Source organism: Planococcus antarcticus DSM 14505, assembly GCF_001687565.2.
Taxonomy (GTDB): Bacteria; Bacillota; Bacilli; order Bacillales_A; family Planococcaceae; genus Planococcus; species Planococcus antarcticus.
The window spans coordinates 3483357-3504376 of sequence record NZ_CP016534.2; the positions used below are offsets into that span (position 1 = coordinate 3483357).

Consider the following 21020-nt stretch of genomic DNA (forward strand, 5'->3'; position numbering starts at 1 on the left):
AGAACGGGCACCATATGGCTAATCCTTCCAAATTTTTTTGGGAGGATTTTTTAGTTCTCCCTGACCTGAAGGGAATGATTGGATGAAAGAACTATTGAAATTACAGAATATCGGCTTTGAATTGATGGACACGGTGATTTTCGAGAAGGTCAACGCGACTGTTCAGCAAGGCGAAGTCATCGGTATTATCGGCAAAAATGGAGCGGGCAAGTCAACCTTGCTTCGGCTGATCGCTGGTGAATTGGAGCCATCGACAGGCTGGAGCCAGTGGATCCCGCCGAATATTGAAACCGTATTTGTGGAACAGGAAACGGAAACGCATTCGTTCAGTGAAGTTACGGCTTCCGAAAGCGCTCTGCTGAAAAAATGGCACGTGCCGGAACATGACTTCCCGCTTCTCAGCGGAGGGGAAAAACTAAAAGCCCGCCTTTCTGCTGGTCTGTCTCGGAATGCTCACCTACTGTTGCTAGATGAGCCGACCAATCACTTGGACAGTGGCAGCATCCAACTGCTGCGGACGCAGATTCGAAAATACTCGGGCACCATCATCTTGGTGTCGCATAATCGTCACTTTCTGGACGCCGTAGCGACGAAAATCTGGTCGCTTGAAAATCAAAAACTTATTCAGCACAGCGGAAATTACACAAGCTACGTGGAAGCGCGGAAGCAGAAACGGCTGACACAGCAACGCGAATACGACAAGCAACAGAAAATGGTGGAGCGCATCAAAGCGCAGATGGATGAACTCACTTCCTGGTCGCATAAAGCGCATGCCGAATCGACCAAGCAGGAAGGTGCGAAAGAGTATTACCGGATGAAAGCCAAGCGCATGGACAAGCAAGTCAAATCCAAAGAAAAGCGTCTGGAAAAAGAGTTGGAGAAGGTCAACGCGGATGCGCCCGAGCCTGAATACGAAGTCAGCTTCTCGATGAACGCCGCGCATAAAACCGGCAAGCGTTTTCTCGAAGTGAAAGATCTGTCGAAAGCGTTCGGTGGCAAGCTGCTGTTTGAAAAAGCTGGTTTCACCATCATGCACGGGGAAAAAGTCGCCATCGAAGGTCCAAACGGCAGCGGCAAAACGACGTTATTGAAAATCCTGCTTGGGCAGGAATCCGCGAACGGCAGCGTTTGGATGTCCCCTTCTGCAAGCGTCGGCTACCTGACCCAGGAAGTGTTCGACTTGCCGCTCGAGAAAACTCCGGGTGAGCTGTTTTACAAAGAGACATTTGAAGCACGCGGCAAAGTCCAGAACTTGATGAAGCATCTCGGCTTTACAGCACAGCAGTGGAAAGAACCGATCGGCGCCATGAGCATGGGCGAACGCATCAAATGCAAGCTGATGGTCTATATCCTGGAAGAACGGGACGCGCTGATTCTCGACGAACCGACCAACCACCTTGACTTGCCGTCACGTGAGCAGCTCGAGGAAACGCTTGCGCATTATACAGGCACGATGCTGGTCGTCTCCCATGACCAGGCTTTCCGGGAAAGAACGACCACTAGCAAACTGATCATCGCAGGCCAGCACATTGAGAAACAGCTCGACGCACCCGCTCCGGAACGGGATGAAACGGGGGAATTGCTGATGCGGCTTGAAACGGAACGGCAGGAAGTCCTTGGGAAATTGAGCTTCATGACAGCGAAGGATCTACAGTACACCGAGCTCGATCGGCGGTTTATTGAGCTTACGCAGGAGATTAAGGAGCTGAAAGAGAAAAGTGATGCTTGGCTTTGAATAAATAAAAGAAAAGAGCATTTCCTGCCTGGATCAGGAAATGCTCTTCTGTTTACACATCAATTCAGTTTAAGGCTGAACTATTTTATCTTCGTTGGAGAGTTTCATAAGGAATGGATATAGTCCCAGAGCAACAATAAGCAATGTGGCGGTTAGCAAAATAACATCCCGCACTTCCAATTCAAAAATCAAATTGGATAATATGATGACAAATAGCGGAAGAAAGCTGTAGATGCCTGTTATTTTTCTAGACTTCGGAACAATGTATTGCGTTTTTCCACAGTATGGACAATTTACTTTATTCGTAAGCTTCAAGGTTTTCAAAACAATCGTCTTCCACTTCCATTTTTGACCGCAATTTTCGCAGCTTGGCATAGTACCACTCCCTTCATTCTGATTTTCTTGCGTGATCTGTTTGCAGGTAGCGGGTAAAATACGCGCCGGTGATCAGCAATGCCACGGTTAGTGCCATAGAGGTGATTCCAAGAAACCCAAACCAATAGCCTGCTAGATTGACTATGCCAATTAACAGAAAACAGATTGATGTCACTAGGCTTTTGGGATCTATGACCGGCGTTTCTTTCATTTTCATGAAGATTTTTTTGACTGTAATTCCTATAAGGATGAGCAGCAGGACAGTTGTTAAAGCTACCCACACGATCAGCCACCTCCTTTTATTTCTCTGTTCTTCTATTTACGGGGAGGGCAGCAGAAAGTTTCGCATTTCGAAGTTGTTGCGGCCCAGAGCATCCTGAATTCTGGACCCTGCCACCCGAAAAGACGTACAATAAGAAGGAATGGTAAGCAAAGAGGAGGAAATTTATCTATGGCAAACGATAGAGTTTTCACGTTACACAAAGGAGTTGAAATTCCCGATATCGGATTTGGCACTTGGCAAATTCCAAACGAAGAAGCCTACGCGGCAGTGACGACTGCTTTAGAAAATGGCTACACGCATATTGATACGGCTTTAGCCTATCAGAATGAGGAAAACGTCGGCAAAGCAATCCAGGATTTTAATATTTCCCGGGAAAAGGTCTTTATCACCAGTAAGCTACCGGCTCAAATCAAAGGCTATGACGTGACACTGGAAGCTTTTGGAGAAACGATTTCGAATCTTGGCGTTGATTATTTAGATCTTTATTTGATTCATGCGCCGTGGCCATGGGATGACATTGGCAAGGACTGCACGGAAGGCAATATTGAATCGTGGAAAGCGATGGAGAAGCTTTATAAAGAAGGCAAAATCCGTGCAATTGGCGTCTCCAATTTTGCAGAAAAGGATATCCAAGCACTTATCGACGCCTGTGAAATCGTGCCGATGGCCAACCAGATTCCGTTCTATATCGGCCGCGATCAAGCAAGCTTGCTGCAATTCTGCAGACAGCATCATATTGTCGTGGAAGCTTATTCACCGCTCGCGACAGGCCAGATTTTAAACAACGCTGAAATCAAGGAGATGGCTGCTAAATACGATGTAACGCCAGCTCAATTATGCATTCGTTATTGCTTAGAGCACGGCACCTTGCCACTTCCGAAATCAACGAATAAAGAACGCATCCTCGAAAACAGCCAACTGGATTTCACCATTTCTCCAGAAGATGTCCAAAAGCTTGATGCTTTTGAAGATATTCGCGCTAAATAACAAAAAACCGCCCTCAGGCGGTTTTTTCATTTTTAATAGGGTTTTTTGGGGGGAAGTTGGTATTCAATGCGCATTATTGAAAAATCAGCTTGAAGTTTAGCTTTTTCAGTTTTTATCGGATCACCCATCCCCATATAATTGGATATACTTTTTATGCGACCCCAAATACTTTCCATTCTACACGCAATACTTTCTAAAACTGGTTGAATACTTTCCAAAGCAGCCCAAATAATTTCCAAAGTCCCTTTCTACCGCCCAAACTCCGTTTCAAACAAATAATGGAAACAGTTTGCCAGGGCAAACTGCCTATGTCCGTGAGCAAAACCCACTCACGGACGACGATCAGTATTGTCTGGTATGTCATTTGAGCTATCCGATAGTAAAAAAATTTTCTTCTTAATTTTCAGTCTAATGTAGAAGCTGGATTCCTCTATGGAGTTCAGCTTTTTTGTTGCTGCGCACGGGTTCCTCCTGCTAATTTATTCCTTTCCTTAGACAGATGGCCTAGTTCTCGATTGCAAAAACTGAGACTAAACAGCAAATCCTTGTTTGACAGCTGTTTATTTGACAATGACATAGGGAAGCTACTCATTACTACAGCTTTTCAAATCAGAGGAGGAAAAATTCTTGGGACATTATATTGAAGTGGAAGATGGCGTGAAAGTTTATGCAGAAGATATTGGGTCGGGACAGCCGGTCGTATTCATCCATGGCTGGCCATTGAACAGCAAATCGTTTGAGTCGCAGGTCAGTTTACTGGCGCAGCAAAATTTCCGTTTTATCGGCATCGACCTCAGAGGCTACGGAAAATCGGACAAGCCATGGTCCGGCTATGATTACGATACGGCAGCTAGCGATGTTAAAGCGGTTATTGATCATCTAAAACTTGATAACTTTGTGCTTGCTGGATTTTCTATGGGCGGACCGATTGCTATCCGCTACTTAACGAAGTTTGGCGAACAAGGCGTGGACAAATTGTTGCTGTTATCGGCTGCAGCTCCATTGTTTACACAGCGTGATGATTTCAAACACAACCTGAAGCCGGAGGAAGTGGACGATATCATCAAACAAATCAAAGAAGATCGTCCAGCCTTTCTCGCTCAATTCGCAGACATGTTCTTCGAGCAGAAAAAGTCACCGGAATTTCTACATTGGTTCCAGATGCTCGGCCTTGAAGCGGGGGCTCATTCGACCATCAACTCCGCGATTGCCTTAAGAGATGAAGACTTGCGCGACGAGTTGGCAGGCATTAACCTTCCAACAGCTATTTTTCACGGCAAGAAAGATAAAATTTGCACTTATGAATTGGGCGAAGAAATGGCAAAACAAATACCCAACTCGGTTCTTGTTCCTTTCAAAGACAGCGGACATGGCATCAATGCCGATGAACCTGAACGCTTCAACAACGAATTGTTGAGCTTCCTGAAAAGCGCTGGCGTAAAATAAGGCCAGTTAGATCGGAAGAAAAGACAGGCTGAAACGCCGTCTTTTTTTTTTACGAAAAAGTGATCTAATTCTAAACCCCCGCCGTTATGTCTGTAAGAACCCAAAAAAAGAGGAGTGTTTTTAGATGAATATGAACTGGAAAAAAGTTTTAGCACCCGTACTCGGAGCCGCGTTATTGATGCCTGGAATGGCAACAAACGTATTGGCGGATGAGCTTCCACCAACTGAAACAACAGGCGTGGAACTTCGCGCAACATTGGATTCTTTATTGTCCGAGCATTACGCACTGGCCGTCGATTCCATGATGAAAATCTATGATGAGGACGAAGCTGCAGAAGCTTCCATTGCAGCGCTTGATGCTAACGCAGCTGACATGGAGCCGGTCATCGCTTCTGTTTACGGCGAAGAAGGCGGAACTGCTTTCGTCGAAATTTTCGATAAGCACAATACTGGAACGGACGATTACGCCGCTGCAGTTAGAGACGGCGACGAAGAAATGAAAGAAGAAGCGCTAGTCGAGATTCAGTCATTCGTTGACGACATGGGTGCATTTCTTGGCACTGCAACAGAAGGTAATCTTCCTGAAGATGGCGCGACTGCAGCACTTCGCGAGCATGAAGATTATGTGCAAGACACATTCGACCTTTATGTAGACGGTGAATACGAAGCCGCTTATACTTCTTATCTTGAAGGCTTCACGCAAATCTTTGGAGCAGGAAGTGCAATAAGTGGAGCTATTTCCGCGCAGTTCCCAGATCAGTTTTCTGATCCGAACACACCAGCTGGTGATTTCCGTTCGACTGTAAACCGCATTGCAGCTGAGCATTTCGCTTTAGCACAACTCAGCATGACAAAAGGGTATAATGGTTCTGAAGACTTTGACTTTGCCGATTGGGCACAAGATCAAAATACAGAAGAATTCCGTGCAGCACTTGCTTCTGTCTACGGTGAAGAAGCCAGCAACCAATTTGTTCAACTATGGAACAACCAACACATTTCTGTTCAAGGTGATCTAGTTACAGCTGTAGCAGCTGACGATCAGCAAGCAGCTGAAGAAGCGACAGATACTTTGACAAACACGTTTGCAACTGACCTTGGAACATTCTTAAACAGCGCTACCGAAGATCGTATGCCTTTGGATGAAACCATTGCAGGTGTCAAAGCGCATGAAACTTCAGTAATCGATACATTCCAGCAGTACGTTTCAGGTGACTACGAAACTTCTTATGAAACTTACCGTGCAGGATATGCTATCATGTTCGATATCGGTAAAGGATTGAGCGGCGCAATTGTTGATCAATTCCCTGAGAACTTTGAAAACACAGCACCTGAAAAAATGCCGGCAACTGGACTTGGCGGAACAGCTAACCAATCAAACACAATGATTCTTTGGATTACATTGAGCACGATGGTCTTATTGGCAGCTGGTACAATCACGTATCGCCAAACTAAAAACCAGCAATAACATTTCAGGGAGGGCCACTGGCTCTCTCTGTTCCTAATTAGAAAGGAGGGATTGCAGATGAAGCAGCTTGTCACCATGGGAACGGCTATCATTTTATGCCTCGCCCTGTTTATCATATTAAAGCCTTTGGCTGCCAGTCCGACGTTTGAAGAAAAAGTTGAACCCTTTAAACAGACTGAACAAACAGAACAAGCGGCTGAAGAGGAAGAAGTATCCGGCAACTATGTCGACAAGATTGCGGAGTTTCCTATCCTTCCTGAACAGCGTGAAAAGCTTCAAATGCTCCAACAAGAACGCCAGGAAAGCATCAAAGGCATGGAGCCTTCACAGATTGAAGTCCCCTCTATCGGGGTCAAAGCAAACATAGAGCCGACTGGCATTCTGGATAACGGCCAAATGGGCGTGCCAGAAGATGTGGATCAAGTCGGTTGGTTTGAGCCTGGCTTCAAAGCAGGCGCAAAAGGTCATGCTGTTTTGGCAGGGCATGTTGATAGCCTAACGGGTCCAGCTGTCTTTTATGAGCTACAGAATGTAAAGGTAGGAGAAACTGTAATTCTGAAGGACGCAGACGGACGCGAGATGGTTTTCGAGGTAAAAAACTTGACCAGCTATGAAACCGACGAAGCTCCAGTTGAAGAGATATTCGGCAACTCAGACAAGCGGATGATTAACTTAATCACTTGTACCGGTGATTTCAACCGCGATATCGGCTCTCACGAAGAGCGTCTAGTCGTTACAGCCGAATTGATCTCCGATTCTGATACAAAAGAAGTGCAACCAGAGCCTCCGACAAACGTAACAGCTACTGCTTTCAATCTCTCCTGGTACGCGGTGCGTGATGATGCCATTATCGGCTACCGCATTTATGAGGAAGATATTGCAACAGGCGAGATGAAGAAAATCGAAACCGTCTCTTTGTTTGACAGAAAGAAAGTCGAACTCACAACGGACGACACGAAACGCTATTTCGTCACTTCGGTGGATGTTGACTTGAATGAATCTGAAAAAGCAGAAGCAGAAGTAAAGTAAGTATCAGGCTGAAAAAGCCTGTTGGTTACATTATCCAAGAAGCGAAGACATCGCTCTAGGCGGACGCTTTCCTGGCCTAATGCCAGAAGTGGCAAACACCTATATAATTGCATTTTAAAACCCAGCTAATTTTGATTAGCTGGGTTTTTATTATGTCTTATTGGCGGGCGGAGTATTTTTGCCAACCTCTTTTTCATGGCGCAGCAGCCATTCTTTCCGGGTCAATGTACCGGCATAGCCTGTCAGCTTGCCGTTGGATCCAATGATTCGGTGGCAGGGCACGACAATGGTGAGCTTGTTCTTGCTGTTGGCGTTCCCTACCGCTCTCACAGCTTTGTCGCTGCCGATCGCTTTAGCAATTGCCCCGTACGAAACGGTTTCGGCATAGGGAACCTCGGTTAATGCCGACCACACCTGCTGCTGGAATTCAGTGCCTGTCGATTGACAAGGGATGGTGAATTCCAAGCGTTGTCCGTTGAAGTACTCTTCTAGCTGCCGTTGACAATCCACGATGACCTGCGGGCTGTCCGGACTGATTGGGTAGTCCATTTCTTCTTTTTCACTGAACAAGATCGAAACGATCGCTTGTTCTGTTCCGATGATTTCCACGACGCCGATTGGAGATTGGAATTCAGCGCGATGCAGTCCATTCATAACAAAGACCTCCATAAGTAGAATGTGGCATATGCCTGCCACCCTTCCCAGTTTTTCGCCAGCTCTATAATTTCTTCAACTGTTGGTTTCCGCTCTTTTTTCAATTGGGCCTTCAACGCATTGTGCAAGCCAACATCTGCCAGTGGAAACGCTGATTGACTGTTTAAGCACTTCATCATGACATAATTGGCCGACCACGCGCCAATACCACGAATTTTCAATAATGAACGCTCTATGTCGGGTTCTTGAAGTAACTGTTCCTTATTCAAATCACCTTTTGTCATCGCGGAAGCAATGCCCAAAATATATTCGGCTTTCCTGCCAGTCAGCTGCAGCGCCCGTAAATCAGCGACGGTAAGAACGGCGATTGCTTCAGCAGTTGGAAACGTCCAATAACGTTCTCCCTCATAGATTAGAGATTCCCCAAAATTCTCGACAAACCGTCGCTTCAAAGTATAAGCGAAAGTCAGGTTGATTTGCTGGCCCATAACCGCCCATACTAACGCTTCAAACAAGTCTGGGACGCCCATGATTCGTAAACCGTAATATTGCTGAACCACTTTGCTCAACACCGGATCCATTTCCGCCATCGCATAAAATTCCCGTAAATCCGTTTTCAAATCAAACCAATCTTCTACGTAGCCGGCAGCCATTTTTCTTTCGACTACAGACGGACAGCCGAGTGGGAATTCGATACGCAAAGCTCCAGTCACCGGAATGACATGAAACAGCACGAGTTTTCCGTTAAGCTTCAGTAATTTAGTCAAGACGCCATCGTTAAGCTGATACAGGTTTTCCTGTGAAGATCTGCCAAGATGAACAAGGCATTCTGCAAAATTGAAATCAGCAGGCGTTTCAATATCCATATACAAGTCATCGTTCTCCTTCTTCATGAAGTAACCGGCTCGCTTAGCTTACGGAATTCATAAGGCGAATGAGCCTTAATCTTGAGGAATATTTTGTAGAAATTGGACGGGCTTTGAAAACCCGTTTCAAAACACACCTCCAAGTTAGATAGGCTGGTGCGTTTTAATAATTGCACCGCCTTATCGATCCGGATCTTCTCCAGTGAGGAGTGCGGCGTTTCGGAAGTTTCCTGCTTGAACACACGCTCCAGATAAGACGGACTCATACCGACATGATTGGCCATGTCTTGCAGGCTTATGTTTTCCCGGTAGTTGCCCGCTAGGAAAGCCATCACTTTGCGTGTAAGTTCCTCATCAGGTGAATATTCCGTCTCGGGTTGGCATCTTTTGCATGCCCGAAATCCTCTTGCTTCCGCTTCTTCTATCGTCGAATAAAAATCGACGTTGATCTTTTTAGGTTTCCGGGACCTGCAGGATGGCCGGCAGAAAATCTTAGTTGTTTTGACCGCCGTATAAAAGAGGCCGTCATATTTTCGGTCACAGGCCATGACTTTTTTCCACATCTCATCAAAAGAAAAACTTATTTTCTCCATCGTCTGGTCTCCCTTCACTTAAATTATGTACAGTTGCTCTATCATCTTCTTTACAAGCTCTTTGTCCTATTATATCCCAGAACAGCGCAATCTTCAGCTATCCGCTTCGCCTTGTTTTCTCCATTCTATAACTACGGACCCGAACATGCATCCTCAATCTTGCCTTTTCAGTCCGCAAAATCACGAGCGGAAGAATTTTAATTCTAGCCGTCTTCTTTTATAATGGGTAAGATGTCTATGAAAGAAGGAATCTGCTCATGATACAAGTTTTTTGGTACATTTATGCCGCACTTCTTGCTACGTCCACAATTGGATTTTTCGTTCATGGTGGCTATAGAAGCCCTATTTTCCTGATTGACTTAGCATTCACAGTCATCGCCTGGATCGGTCTGTTTGGTTTTGTGACCCATCATCAGATCTTCACACCATTTGTCTGGCAAGTGATCTTTGCAGCAGTGGTTTTATGGGATCTACTGTTTTTCTTCTTTATCAAAGCACATGTCACTACAGAAGAACCAGCGGCCGGCACTGCCTCTATGACCATCATCTCAGGTCTTTTGATGTTGGCATTACTTGGTCCTCTTTATTACGCTTTATTCCACTATTCATTTTGAGGGTTCTGTCCTGTTCAATACAAAAGACTGCCTTTGTCCAATCTTGTTTGGATAAAGACAGTCTTTCTTAATGTACAAGCTGCCTACTTTCCAGACTCTTTTAGATCTTCCGTCAGGTTCTCCACTTACTTAAATTGATCCGACAACTCATGGGGTCGCCTTGGAAGGCAATCGAAAATCGCAGCAAAAGCTTATATTCGAGATTGCCTTTTCACGGTGAACTTCCACGTGGATCATGGTCGAAAGCGGAGCTGGATTGTAGAATATCTGCAACAAAACAGAAGTCGCAATAAATCCTTTTAACTCACTATACTAAAAGGAGTCATTATACAAACGTCCCCCCTTTTCATACCGTCCCATGCCTTTTAAAGCAGTATACAAAGAAGACTGGAGACCGTATAATAAAGACATGAAAGCGGTTTACAAGATAGCTTTGCAGCCGCAAATCGGATTCTGACGAGAAGGTGCTACAATGATGAATTGGGAAGAACGCAGACAGATCGTTAAGGTCGCTAACCTCTACTATTTCGACGGTCAAACCCAGGCGCAAATCGCCAGTAAGATGGGTGTTTCCCGCCCGGTCATTTCAAAGCTGCTGAACAAAGCAAGGGAAATGGGCATCGTGGAAATTTATATCAAAGACGAGAACGCGCATACAGTGGAATTGGAGCAGCAGTTGGAAAAAACGTATCAGTTGCAGGAAGCACTGGTTGTGCCCGCAGCCAATCTAAGTACCGAAATGGTTAAACACGCCCTTGGAAAAGCGGCTGCCTCTTATGTGTCGAAGAACATTAAAGACATCAAATCACTAGGGATCTCCTGGGGCAGCACCTTGTCCAAGTTTGTTCAAGAATATCCTTACGAACAGCATCGTGATTTGCAAATTGTCCCATTGGTTGGCGGAATGGGCAGAAAGTTCGTGGACATTCATTCGAATCTCTTGGCTTATCAGCTGGCGCAGAAGATGAACTCTTATTGCGCTTATCTTTACGCACCCGCTATGGTGGAATCAAAAGAGTTGAAAGATCGCCTCATTCAGTCGGAAGATATTGCGATGGTCCTAAAAGAAGGACGCGGCGTAGAGATGGCAGTGGTCGGACTTGGTAATCCATTTGAAGGCTCGACCATGACCGACATGCAGTATTTGACCCCGAAAGATTTGGATTCATTGAAGCTGGCCGGTGCCGCAGGAGATATAGGATCACGTTTTTTTGACATCGACGGTAAACAAATTAAACATCCGTTGAATGATTTGGTCATTGGCTTGGATTTGGAAGAATTTAAGAAAATACCTCAAGTTGTTGGTATTGTCGAAGGTGCACATAAAGTGGAAAGCATTAGAGCCGCGTTAAAAGGCGGCTATCTAGATGTTTTGGTCATCGATGACGTAACAGCAGACTTATTGCTGCATCCGAAAAAAATAACGAACTGATCTCCGTTACACACTATAAAAAAGCCGATTGGCCCGATGCTCAATGCATCCGGCCAATCGGCTTTTTAGCCTAAGAAAGTATAATACTTTAGTTCTTTACTTATTGTCCAGACTCCAGCGCTTTTCTAATGATGAACCCCTTTTCCAAGCCAGGACGCCGCGGCTTCGTAAAGGCTTTCCGAAACGGTCGGATGCGCATGGATCATGGATGCCAGCTCATCCACCGTTCCTTCCAAACGCATATAGGCAGAAGGTTCTGCGATCATTTCCGTCACATGAGGACCGACCATGGAAACACCTAGGATCTCTCCATATGTTGTGTCCGCAATCAATTTGGTGAAACCTTCTTTTTCATCCAAGGTAAGGGCCTTAGCATTTCCAGCATGGTCCACCTTCACCACTTTAAAGGAGATGCCTTTTTTCTCAGCTTCTTCTTCAGTCATTCCGACGCTCGCAATTTCGGGACTCGTGTAGACACAGCGCGGCACGACGTGGTAATCGATTGCTTCTTTTTGTCCTGCTGCATTGGATGCAGCAATCAACCCTTCAGCACTTGCTACATGCGCAAGTAACCAGTTTCCAACCAAATCACCAGCTGCGTAAACATTCGGCAAGCTAGTCGCCATGTATTCATCCACTTTGACAAACGACCCGTTCATCGCCAAATCTAGTGAACTGAACGCCGATGTGTTCGGAGATCTGCCAACCGACAGAAGAATCATCTCTGTCTGCAGGATTTCTTTCTGTCCTTTTTGGTTTTCGGTATGAACCAGTTCTTTACTGCCTTCTTGATCTACTGCCGTCACTTTGGTCGATGTTAAAATGGCAATCCCTTTGTTTTTCAGCGACTTCGCTAGAACTTTTGCAGCCTGTGGATCTTCACTTGGAACAATTCGGTCACTCATTTCAACGATGGTAACTGGAACGCCCAGTGCAGCGAAAATACAGGCAAACTCTACACCGATGATGCCGCCGCCCACAATGACCAGCGATGCCGGAATTTCCGTAATATTAAAAATCGTATCACTGGTATGGAAGTATCCTTCTCTTAAACCCGGAATGGGTGGAACAATCGGTTTCGAACCAGTAGCCAAAATGATTTTATCAGCTTTGATCGCTTGCTGGTTGCCGTTTTGGTCCACTCTGATGACGCCATCCATCGCTACTTCCCCGTAGCCATTTAGGACATCGATTTTCCCTTGCTCCATCAAAAAGGCGATGCCTGTCCGTAGTTTTTGGATGACTTCGTCTTTGCGTTTCATCATCTTGGACAAGGATACCGTTACGGGTCCTGTTTCAATGCCCCAGCTTTTGGCTTTCTTAATATTTTCGATGACCTCGGCATGCCGCAGCAGGGTTTTGGAAGGAATGCAGCCGCGATTCAGGCATGTTCCGCCTAGCTCCCGCGCCTCCACCAATGCCACTGTCCTGCCAAGCTTTGCAGCTCTGATAGCAGCTACGTAGCCTGCTGGTCCACCACCAACCACTGCCACTTCATAAGTCTTCAATAGGATCTACTCCTTACATTAGTAGTTCGAACGGATTTTCGAGCGCTGCCTTCAAGTCCGTCAAAAAAGCGGCCGCTGGAGCCCCGTCAATCACGCGATGATCAAATGATAGCCCGACACCCATCATGGGACGCAATACAATCTGGCCATTCAGTCCGACCGGTTTTTCATGGATTCGCCCGATTCCAAGAATCGCCGATTCTGGCTGATTGATGACCGGGTTGAACGTATCGACCGCATACATTCCAAGATTACTGACGGTAAAGGTGCCGCCAGACATTTCGTCAGGCTTTAATTTGTTATCTTTGGCTGCCTGGCCAGCTGTTTTACAGGCGACGGTAAGTTCAACCAAGCCTTTTCGGTCTGCATCCTTGATGACCGGCACCAGCAGGCCATCTTCGAGTGCTACCGCCATTCCAATATTAATTGCGTCATGCTGGATGATTTCATTGCCTTCAAGGGAAATATTAATATTTGGATGCCTCTTCAAAGCATGAGCTGTCGCTTTCAAAATAATTTCAGTATAGCTAAGACGGTAACCGGTCTGCTTTTCAATTGGCCCCAGCAATTGCTTGCGCATCGCCACCACCTCGGCCATATCAATGTCACAGTTGAGAGTGACGTGCGGTGCAGTCGTCTTGCTGTGGAGCATCCGGTCCGCTACGGCTTTGCGGATTCCTGCCATTTTCACACGCTTAGCAGGCGGGACTGGTTGAGCTGCTGGCTGCCGGGCTTTTTCTACGTCTGCACGGTAAACTTTGCCTCGCGGACCGCTGCCTTCAACTTCTTGCAAGTCCATTCCTTCGGCCACTGCTACTTTTTCAGCAAGCGGCGTAACACCGCTGGTAGCGGAGGCAGTGGCAGTCGGAGCAAACCTTTCAACGTCTGCCTGGTGAATCCGCCCTTTCGGACCAGAGCCTTCGACTTCCGTGAGGTGGACTTCCCTTTCCCGGGCGACTCTTCTGGCAGCCGGAGTTGCCCGGACTTTTTCCGGCTCTTCAGAGGGTTGGTCCGATAATTCGGCTTCTGGTTGTGGGTTTGGTGTTTCCGTGGAAACAGGCTTGCTGCTGACGCCGGATTCTCCAGGCGGCAAATCGGGAACTTCTTCCCCTTCTTCACCGATATAGCCAACAACATGATTGATCGGCACTTCATCGTCTTCTTCAAAATAGCGCTTCAACAAAACCCCGTCTTCATAGGACTCCACTTCGATGTTGATTTTATCCGTCATGATTTCAAATAACGGTTCCCCTACTTCGACCGGGTCCCCTTCTTCTTTGAACCATTGAAGTACTGTTCCGACTTGCATGGTACTGCTCAGCTTCGGCATGAAAATTTCTTTAGCCATTTATTTTTTCCTCCCTACAGGCGGTTTAGCGTTTCTTTGACGGCCGTAACAATATCGGCCACTACTGGCACCGCCGCTTTTTCCAGTTCCGGGTTATAAGGAATTGGGACCGCTTTCCCGCCGAGCCGCTTGATGGGTGCATCTAAATAATCGAAAGCTTCACTTTCTGCGATCAAGCTGGCAATTTCGCCGCCGAATCCGCCGCGTTTCACCGCTTCATGGACCACCACTAGTCGCCCAGTCTTTTTGACGGATTGGACAATGGTTTCAATGTCGAGCGGCACAAGCGTCCGCGGATCGATTACTTCAACCTCAATGCCTTCTTTTTGGAGTTCCTCGGCCGCCTCCAGCGATTTATGGACCATAATTGCTGTAGCGACGATTGTCACATCCGACCCTTGTTTTTTGATATCGGCTTTGCCCAGTGGAATTGAATAAGCTTCTTCTGGAACATCGGATTTTTTCGGGTAGCAAAGTTTATGCTCATAGAAAATGACGGGGTTGTCATCGTCAATCGCTGCCTTCAATAATCCTTTGGCGTCATAGGCGGTTGAAGGCTGAACCACCTTCAGGCCAGGTATATGAGCCATCCAGGCTTCCAGACTTTGCGAATGCTGTGCCGCTGCCCCCGTTCCCGAGCCGGCAGGTGTGCGAAGCACCATCGGAACCTTTCCTTTTCCGCCATACATATAGCGAATTTTTGCTGCCTGATTGACCATATTATCCATCGCAATGGTCATAAAATCAGAAAACTGTAATTCCACAATTGGCCGCATCCCCGTCAATGCTGCTCCGACTGCCGTACCTGAGATGGCTGCTTCTGAAATAGGCGTATTGCGGATCCGTTCCGGACCAAACTCTTCAATCATTCCGCGCGTGACACCGAATGCGCCGCCATAGACGCCGATGTCTTCCCCTAATACAAACACATCTTCGTTGGCACGCATTTCTTGGCTCATGGCTTCTCTTACCGCTTCTAAATAGGTCAGCTCTCTCATGCATAGATTCTCCTTTACTCCGCCTTATGCGTAAATGTCTTCCATCAAAGCATCCAATGTTGGCTCTGGACTATTTTTTGCAAATTCTACAGACTCTTCAACTTCCTTTTTCGCGTCCGCTTTGATTTCTTCCGCTTCTTGCTGCGTAAAAATTTCTTCTTCGATCAGCACTTTAGCCATCAGCTTGATAGGATCCCGCAAGAGCCATTCTTTTTCTTCCTCTCGTGTTCGATACTTTTTAGCATCACTCTTCGAATGCCCTTTAGAGCGGTAAGTCTTGGCTTCGACAATGGAAGGCCCTTCTCCATTTCGCGCTCGATCCACCGCTTCACTGACGCCATTCATCACTTCGAATACATCATTGCCATCGACTACTTTTCCTGGAATGCCATAGCTTGCGGCTCGTGCAGCAATGTCTTCGATATTAATCATTTCCCGCACTGGGCCCGACATGCCGTATTGATTGTTTTCACAAATAAAAACGACCGGTAATTTCCAGATGGATGCCAAATTGATTGCTTCATGAAAGCTGCCTTCATTCGAAGCTCCGTCTCCGAAAAAACACAATACAACATAGCCTGCTCCTTTCATCTGTGAAGTTAGCGCGGCTCCCGCAGCAATTGCAAAGCCACCCCCTACAATGCCGTTGGCTCCAAGGTTTCCTTTATCAACATCCGCGATGTGCATCGATCCGCCTTTGCCTTTGCAGTAACCCGTCGTTCGGCCAAAAAGTTCAGCCATCATGCCGTTGACTGTTGCGCCTTTAGCAATACAATGGCCATGTCCGCGATGTGTGCTGGTAATTTTGTCTTGCTCATTTAAAACAGCGATTGAACCGACAGCAGAGGCTTCTTGCCCAACACTCAAGTGAGTGGTTCCATGAATCATTCCTTTTGCAAAAAATTCATCGACCTTTTCTTCGAAAAAGCGAATCAGCCACATTTGTTTATACAAACCCTTTAACTCGGTTTCTTTAACGTGAGGCGGCAACTTCAGTTTTTGTGTCATGTGTCTTCCTCCTTTTACATATGTTCTATATCGTGACATATGTAAAATATAATATTTTTCGATTATTTAGTCAAGTAATTGAAAGGACCAACCCTCTCAAATGGTTATGGAGAAGTTTGGCCCTTGGACAAAGATGCTATTTAACCCGACTTTTTTTGGGCTTGTATTGTTTAAGGATTTTTCGGGAAGCATTGACATCTTTCAGCAAACGGTACGGTTTGCTGATCGTACGAACGGGCATGGACAAGAGCAGATGACTCAAGTCGTCTTTGTACTCTTGAGTAATCCGCGTTGGCTTTGAGGAAATCCGATTGTAGACTTCTTTATAGAACTTCTTATTGACGTCCACCTTGAGCTGCTTGGTCTTATCACATTGCTCGCAACGAATGCTTTTTATATCGTCGTTAATATAGGTGATTTCATGATTCACTTCTTCCCTGCAATGGTTGCAGAATAAAGCCGCTTCCATAGTTTTAATTTCCATGCTTGGACACCTTCTTATTTCTTTGATTGGGTTTTTCCTCTACATGAGATTGGATGGACTATGCTTTCACCGATAGCTCCTTTTCAGTTCCCGCTTTAAATGTGTCATCTTGCATGCGGCGCAGACGCCAGATCGTCGAATCTCTGGTTTGTTCGACATCATCATAACTTACGATTTCACCTTTTTTGATATCTCGCTTTAAACGGACATTTTGATCAACCAACCCCAGCGGCAATGCTCTTTTGGCACGAGCATCCGGGGCTGTCAGTATATGTCCGTATACCGTAAATCCTCCGATGCTGTCCAGAAAATCGCCCGCTGCCAAATCGGTCTTCGCTACTGTCACCGTTTCTGCTTGAAGCCCGTGCCAAGGTGCAATTGTTGCTTCTTTGTAGATATAGGCACGCGCGATGGAAATCGGTGTTTCCAGACTGGTTAGATGATATGGGCGGTAAAGCACATAATTCGGCCCTTCCCCCATGCTCAAATACTTCAATTCGTGATTTACTTCTTCTTTCTCAGAAGCGATAATCGCAAATACGCCTGGTGCGATGCCATTGATATACTCAACGATTTTTTTGTTGCTGACCTCTCCACCATCTTCTTTCAATTTAAAGATTTCTGGTAGTCCTTTCACATCGCTGACAAAGCCGTGCATGCCCGGTTTATCAGGTAAAAATCCTGTCGCATTGGCTACTGCAGTCATCTCGACCATCGTTTTCGTGCCGTCTTGGAAAGAAGCTAGCATTTTCGGGCTTGCCCCTTTTCGAGTTGCTTCTTCCGCTGCCGTGTCAGGATTTGCATTTAGATTGAGCGGGTTATTCTTGCCTTTTCCAAGAGCAACAACTTCAAACCCGAGTGCATCGGCAAAATCGAACAATTCCATGATGGCTCCAGGTTCATCGCCCGCCGACCCCGTATAGACCACTCCACTGGCATCTGCCATTTTCTTCAGAATAACCCCTACCGTAACGTCAGCCTCTACGTTCAGCATGACAATATGCTTGCGATTCAGGATAGCATCCCAGGCAATTTTCGCTCCGATGTTGGGGACTCCCGTAGCGTCGACGACAACGTCAACTTCCGACAACGAAGTCACTAGCTGTGCGTCTGTTGTTGCGACTACCTTTCCTTCCTTGACAGCCGTTGCCGCTTGTTGTGCGCTATTGGTTTGTAGGACATGATCAGCCGAAATCCCTGATTTCACATACGCATTGGTAACATTGTCGATTTGAATATCCGCAGTGATGACTACGCGCATACCAGCCATGCTCTCAATCTGGGAAATCATTCCTCTTCCCATTTGGCCAGCTCCGACTAGTCCGACTTTTATGATATCGCCATTTCGCTCAAGTTCTTCGAGTTTTCTATTTATTCCCAGCATGAGCCAACCTCCTCTTTTAACACTTTATAATGCGAATAGCGGAACCGACCTTTAGTTCGGGCAACGCTTTTTTTTCCACACACATGGTTCCCGGCAAGCTGGCATCTGTTTCTCCATTAAAGGCGATGGTGCAATGGCCGATTTCTTCCAGGGTATCATTGACTTTGCTTCCCACGAATAAAATCTCATATTGCTGTCCATTGATTTCCAGTACGTCTCCAACTTCGATCTTCTCTAGAAGATCCGCCCGCTCATGGATGACACCAATTGACCGCAGCGATTCAGGAACGGTATCGTTAAAAATGACCAGCATATTTTCTTCAATGAAGATTTCTACTTCTTTACCAATTTCAATTATTTTCGCTTCATATTTTTTTGTCATAATATCCTCCACTTGATTTCCCCCTTATTTGTCAGCTGTATAGTCCAAAACTGAACAGATATGCAATGACTACTGCCAATGGACCTGTTATAACTCGTGACAGCAAGACCGCGGGGACCCCAACTTCTATCGTTTCCGGCTCTGCTTCTCCTAAAGTCAGGCCAACCGGCACGAAATCTGCACCAACCTGCGGATTGATGGCAAACAGGGCAGGCAGCGCCAATTCCGGCGGGATATTTCCGCGTCCAATTTCCACGCCGATTAAAACTCCAACTACCTGCGCAATAACGGCCCCGGGTCCAAGTAAAGGCGATAAGATCGGCAATGCACAAATAACTGACAGGATCAGCAAGCCACCAATATTTCCGGCTAATGGGGAGACAAAGTTGGCAATCAAGTCACCGATTCCGGTATAGACAATGATCCCGATCAACATACTGACAAATGCCATGAATGGCAAAATATTCTTCAATACTTGATCAATCGTTTCTCGGCCGGCCTGATAGAAAATACCGACCACTTTACCCGCTCCACGGCCGATTTTTTCAATGATGTTCATTTTTTTCGGCTTCTGGTAGCCAGATGCCTTCTGCTTTGCTTCATCCTTTATTTGCTGCGGCGTCTTGTCACGTGCTGCAGGACTTTCTACTTTTTCGACCGCATCCTCTACAGCATCCTGATCTTCGTAAGGAGCTGCCACTGCCTTAATGTTTTCATGCTTGACTCCGGAAACAAAATTTTCTTCATTGATGAACTTCATTAATGGTCCTGATGGCGATGTCGCATTGACGTTGACAGTCAGAACGTTCATTTTCGGGTAAACACCGCAGCGTGCGGTTCCCCCGCAATCGATAACGACACAGGCCATGGTTTCTTTACCATACGCGCCCTTAAAGCCATCCACTGCTTCGGCGCCGGTCAGCTCCGCAATTTCCTCTGCGATCGGATGAATCCCGCCGCCTGTTACAGACACAATATAGCGTTTTTCTTCATTTGGCCGAATGGTCAGTGGACCGCCCCAGCCGCCTCTGCCTTTCGTTATGCTCACTGGTTTATAGTTCAATGGCTTGTCAATATTGCTCATTTCCATTGCCTCCCTTTTTTAAACCACTCGAATGATTAGACTTCCATGCCACGCGCTTTCATCATACGGACCGTTATGATTTCTGTAACGATGCCCCGTATCAGAATCACGATTACCCCTACGATAAAGAAACGGATCGCTAATGGCCCCAGTGAAAAGCCTAATTGTGTGATGCCTGCGGAAATCCCCAAGTAAACAAATAACTCAGCGGGATTGGCATGTGGAAACAATCCTGTAATCGGGTGGACAAAGGAGACAGCTGAATCATAGAATGCCGGCTTCTGCTTTTCTGGTAAAAACTTTCCGAAAGTATAGGCCATCGGATTGGTTAGGAAGAAAACCGCTAAAACAGGAAACAGTGTGTAACGCAAAATCATGTATTTTGTACTTTTACGGGCAAGACGGTTGATGCGCTCTTCTCCTACTAGTCGGATAAAGGCATTGACGGCGGTGATCAGAACAATAAGCAACGGGATAATTCCGGTCACTAGACCTACAAATATATCGCCACCTGCTTGGAACATTCCTATAAACCCTTCTGCTAATCTAACTAAAAAATCCATTTTTCTTCCTCCTTATACCGCTAGATTGGTCTTCTCGTTCATTTGGGCCTCTATTTTTTCAATTGCCATCTTAAAAGCCAAGTCTACTGGCTCTTCTCCAAGTTTTATCTGTAATGTGTCCAGTGGCAGGTTGATATATTTTGTAAACGGTTCAAAACGGCTGAAGACGGTCACACCTCGCATCAACTGGCTGTCGACGACAGTTCCTGCTTCATCTACTACGACAATTGCTATTGCACCTATTCCAAGCTTTTGTTTCTGAATTCCCACCCCTAAATATCCCGATGGCCTTCTGCTTAACTTTCTAATCGTGCCATGGTAGTTTTTCAGCTGCGCTTTGGCCATCCAAAGCTGAAGCAGCCACACTGCGGCAAACACAACAATGAACCATCCCCACATACTTTTCGCCCCCCTTTACATTTGTTCAGCGACGTGACATTTGGTATTAACCTTATTATAAAAGCGCTTACATTATAAATCAACAGTTAATTGAAAGAAAATTCTATTTATTTATAAAAGATATTATGCTCTTGTAAATATCCCGCAAAACGGCTTCGCTTCCAGGCCCATTATGGACTCAAAAGCGAAGCCTAGAGACACTTCTTCGTTTCTTCATCCCAGTCGAGTTGAAAGAAGTATCCTATTGAAAATCGCTTCGGTCGCTTTGGGCATGGCTCCGCTAAGATATTTCTCGATATGGAGCAAAACAGCAGAGACGCCTGCGGGATAGCGAGACAGCTGAGACCCCGCTCGACTGAGGAGGCTTGGCGCTCCATAGCTGT

Annotated in this window: 23 protein-coding genes; 7 read left to right on the top strand and 16 right to left on the bottom strand. The window is 46.2% G+C overall.

Going from position 1 to position 21020, the window contains the following annotated elements; genetic code table 11:
- Positions 1-82 precede the first annotated feature (82 nt).
- The gene (gene abc-f, locus BBH88_RS17070) at positions 83-1735 is read left to right on the top strand and encodes a ribosomal protection-like ABC-F family protein (RefSeq protein WP_065536410.1); all 1653 of its coding nucleotides are present in this window, start codon (positions 83-85) and stop codon (positions 1733-1735) included.
- Positions 1736-1804: 69 nt separating this feature from the next.
- Here the strand turns inward: abc-f and BBH88_RS17075 are convergent, their stop codons facing one another.
- Together BBH88_RS17075 and BBH88_RS17080 are read right to left on the bottom strand one after the other, a co-directional pair.
- Positions 1805-2110, bottom strand: a complete 306-nt coding sequence (locus tag BBH88_RS17075; protein ID WP_065536409.1) for a TIGR04104 family putative zinc finger protein — start codon at positions 2108-2110, stop codon at positions 1805-1807.
- A gap of 13 nt (positions 2111-2123) precedes the next feature.
- Positions 2124-2393, bottom strand: a complete 270-nt coding sequence (locus tag BBH88_RS17080) for a hypothetical protein (protein ID WP_006828376.1) — start codon at positions 2391-2393, stop codon at positions 2124-2126.
- A 168-nt stretch (positions 2394-2561) separates the two neighbouring features.
- Between BBH88_RS17080 and BBH88_RS17085 the strand changes: the two genes are divergently transcribed.
- Positions 2562-3380, top strand: a complete 819-nt coding sequence (locus tag BBH88_RS17085; protein ID WP_006828377.1) for an aldo/keto reductase — start codon at positions 2562-2564, stop codon at positions 3378-3380.
- 32 nt (positions 3381-3412) lie between these two features.
- Here the strand turns inward: BBH88_RS17085 and BBH88_RS17090 are convergent, their stop codons facing one another.
- Positions 3413-3619, bottom strand: coding sequence for a hypothetical protein (locus BBH88_RS17090; protein WP_065536408.1), 207 nt, complete (start codon positions 3617-3619; stop codon positions 3413-3415).
- 388 nt (positions 3620-4007) lie between these two features.
- Between BBH88_RS17090 and BBH88_RS17095 the strand changes: the two genes are divergently transcribed.
- The 3 genes from BBH88_RS17095 (at position 4008) to BBH88_RS17105 (ending at position 7320) form a co-directional block, all read left to right on the top strand.
- Positions 4008-4826, top strand: coding sequence for an alpha/beta fold hydrolase (locus BBH88_RS17095; protein ID WP_006828379.1), 819 nt, complete (start codon positions 4008-4010; stop codon positions 4824-4826).
- Positions 4827-4950: 124 nt separating this feature from the next.
- On the top strand, positions 4951-6291 hold the full coding sequence (locus BBH88_RS17100; protein WP_238323361.1) for a hypothetical protein: 1341 nt from the start codon (positions 4951-4953) through the stop codon (positions 6289-6291).
- A 57-nt stretch (positions 6292-6348) separates the two neighbouring features.
- The gene (locus tag BBH88_RS17105) at positions 6349-7320 is read left to right on the top strand and encodes a class F sortase (RefSeq protein ID WP_083387807.1); all 972 of its coding nucleotides are present in this window, start codon (positions 6349-6351) and stop codon (positions 7318-7320) included.
- A 150-nt stretch (positions 7321-7470) separates the two neighbouring features.
- On the opposite strand, the gene BBH88_RS17110 is transcribed toward BBH88_RS17105, so the two are convergent.
- The 3 genes from BBH88_RS17110 to BBH88_RS17120 are packed head-to-tail and all read right to left on the bottom strand — an operon-like array spanning position 7471 to position 9433.
- Entirely contained in the window at positions 7471-7974 is a 504-nt protein-coding gene (locus BBH88_RS17110; RefSeq protein ID WP_006828382.1) for a methylated-DNA--[protein]-cysteine S-methyltransferase, read from the bottom strand.
- Positions 7971-8867, bottom strand: a complete 897-nt coding sequence (locus BBH88_RS17115; RefSeq protein ID WP_065536407.1) for a DNA-3-methyladenine glycosylase family protein — start codon at positions 8865-8867, stop codon at positions 7971-7973. Before BBH88_RS17115 ends, BBH88_RS17110 begins: the two co-directional genes overlap by 4 nt.
- Positions 8864-9433: a bifunctional transcriptional activator/DNA repair enzyme AdaA gene (locus BBH88_RS17120; RefSeq protein WP_006828384.1), complete on the bottom strand. Its 570-nt coding sequence runs from the start codon at positions 9431-9433 to the stop codon at positions 8864-8866. The genes BBH88_RS17115 and BBH88_RS17120 overlap by 4 nt, the downstream gene beginning before the upstream one ends.
- A gap of 257 nt (positions 9434-9690) precedes the next feature.
- On the opposite strand from BBH88_RS17120, the gene BBH88_RS17125 reads away from it, so the two are divergent.
- Both BBH88_RS17125 and BBH88_RS17130 read left to right on the top strand, forming a co-directional pair.
- Positions 9691-10047: a hypothetical protein gene (locus BBH88_RS17125; RefSeq protein ID WP_065536406.1), complete on the top strand. Its 357-nt coding sequence runs from the start codon at positions 9691-9693 to the stop codon at positions 10045-10047.
- 472 nt (positions 10048-10519) lie between these two features.
- The gene (locus tag BBH88_RS17130; RefSeq protein WP_006828386.1) at positions 10520-11479 is read left to right on the top strand and encodes a sugar-binding transcriptional regulator; all 960 of its coding nucleotides are present in this window, start codon (positions 10520-10522) and stop codon (positions 11477-11479) included.
- 125 nt (positions 11480-11604) lie between these two features.
- On the opposite strand, the gene lpdA is transcribed toward BBH88_RS17130, so the two are convergent.
- The 10 genes from lpdA to BBH88_RS17180 form a co-directional block, all read right to left on the bottom strand.
- Complete coding sequence (lpdA, locus tag BBH88_RS17135; protein ID WP_065536405.1) at positions 11605-12987, bottom strand: dihydrolipoyl dehydrogenase; 1383 nt, start codon at positions 12985-12987, stop codon at positions 11605-11607.
- Between the two features lie 13 nt (positions 12988-13000).
- Positions 13001-14335, bottom strand: a complete 1335-nt coding sequence (locus BBH88_RS17140) for a dihydrolipoamide acetyltransferase family protein (RefSeq protein ID WP_006828388.1) — start codon at positions 14333-14335, stop codon at positions 13001-13003.
- A gap of 14 nt (positions 14336-14349) precedes the next feature.
- Positions 14350-15333: an alpha-ketoacid dehydrogenase subunit beta gene (locus BBH88_RS17145; RefSeq protein WP_006828389.1), complete on the bottom strand. Its 984-nt coding sequence runs from the start codon at positions 15331-15333 to the stop codon at positions 14350-14352.
- Between the two features lie 24 nt (positions 15334-15357).
- Positions 15358-16341, bottom strand: coding sequence for a thiamine pyrophosphate-dependent dehydrogenase E1 component subunit alpha (locus BBH88_RS17150; protein WP_006828390.1), 984 nt, complete (start codon positions 16339-16341; stop codon positions 15358-15360).
- A 136-nt stretch (positions 16342-16477) separates the two neighbouring features.
- Positions 16478-16825, bottom strand: coding sequence for a hypothetical protein (locus BBH88_RS17155; RefSeq protein WP_006828391.1), 348 nt, complete (start codon positions 16823-16825; stop codon positions 16478-16480).
- A 58-nt stretch (positions 16826-16883) separates the two neighbouring features.
- Positions 16884-18209: an NAD(P)H-dependent oxidoreductase gene (locus BBH88_RS17160; RefSeq protein WP_006828392.1), complete on the bottom strand. Its 1326-nt coding sequence runs from the start codon at positions 18207-18209 to the stop codon at positions 16884-16886.
- Positions 18210-18225: 16 nt separating this feature from the next.
- On the bottom strand, positions 18226-18591 hold the full coding sequence (locus BBH88_RS17165; RefSeq protein ID WP_040851774.1) for a PTS glucitol/sorbitol transporter subunit IIA: 366 nt from the start codon (positions 18589-18591) through the stop codon (positions 18226-18228).
- Between the two features lie 31 nt (positions 18592-18622).
- A complete protein-coding gene (gene srlE, locus BBH88_RS17170) occupies positions 18623-19675 on the bottom strand; it encodes a PTS glucitol/sorbitol transporter subunit IIB (RefSeq protein WP_006828394.1) in 1053 nt (350 codons plus the stop codon).
- 35 nt (positions 19676-19710) lie between these two features.
- Positions 19711-20238: a PTS glucitol/sorbitol transporter subunit IIC gene (gene srlA / locus BBH88_RS17175; RefSeq protein WP_006828395.1), complete on the bottom strand. Its 528-nt coding sequence runs from the start codon at positions 20236-20238 to the stop codon at positions 19711-19713.
- Positions 20239-20250: 12 nt separating this feature from the next.
- Positions 20251-20637, bottom strand: a complete 387-nt coding sequence (locus BBH88_RS17180; RefSeq protein ID WP_006828396.1) for a transcriptional regulator GutM — start codon at positions 20635-20637, stop codon at positions 20251-20253.
- Positions 20638-21020 lie beyond the last annotated feature (383 nt).